2 pseudogenes are annotated in these 678 nt (G+C 70.4%); both read left to right on the forward strand.

Annotated elements, in window-relative coordinates:
- Positions 1–398, forward strand: a pseudogene (locus tag JCM9942_RS17480) (hypothetical protein); the annotation flags it as partial.
- A pseudogene (locus JCM9942_RS17485) lies at positions 395–678 on the forward strand (hypothetical protein); the annotation flags it as partial. The pseudogenes JCM9942_RS17480 and JCM9942_RS17485, both read left to right, overlap by 4 nt.

A 678-nucleotide genomic window follows, 5' to 3' on the forward strand; every position in this document is an offset into this window, starting at 1 on the left:
TGCGCAACAACGATCTGGCCGGCTACGCGCGCGCGGCGGTACCGCCGGCGCAGTACGTCGCGCTGGAAACGGCCTGGGCGCAGGGCCACAGCCGCTGGCCGTTGAGCGACTTGCCGCTGGATGAAAAGTTGCCGGCGTTGCTGGCCGCGCTTTCCGAGAAGAATGCCGAGCAGCAGCTGCGGCGCGCATTCAAGGCGCAACTGGAAGGGCAGGCCGCCAGCGTGCGTCAGGCCGCGCACTCGCTGGAGCTGTTCGGCGTGCAGTACATCACCCATCAGGCGACTACAGCCCGGCCCAGCGTGCCCATTACGTGCAGCTGGTCGCCGCGCTCAGTGGCTGGGCGCAGGCCGCGCCGCTGTCCGATCCCACGCTGGCGCAGAGCGCGATCACCACGTTGACGACCGCCGCCCGCGCGACCGGGCTGGACAGCGTACAGGCCTTCCAGCAGGCCGGTATGACCGCCAGCCTGCAGCGGCTGGGGCCGTTCGCGGCCGCGCTCAAGCAGGTGCTGGCCAGCTACGGACTGCGGCTGGATGACAGCATCGACCAGCTGCGCACCGGTCTGGTCACGCAGCAGGGCGAGCAGGCCACCGTGCGCGTGCAGTACCCGCTGGCGGGCACGGAACTGGATCTGCAGGTGATGCTGGTGCGGCGCGATGGCCACTGGTACCCGGCGCA

This window comes from Stenotrophomonas pictorum JCM 9942 (assembly GCF_001310775.1).
Lineage (GTDB): Bacteria > Pseudomonadota > Gammaproteobacteria > Xanthomonadales > Xanthomonadaceae > Stenotrophomonas > Stenotrophomonas pictorum.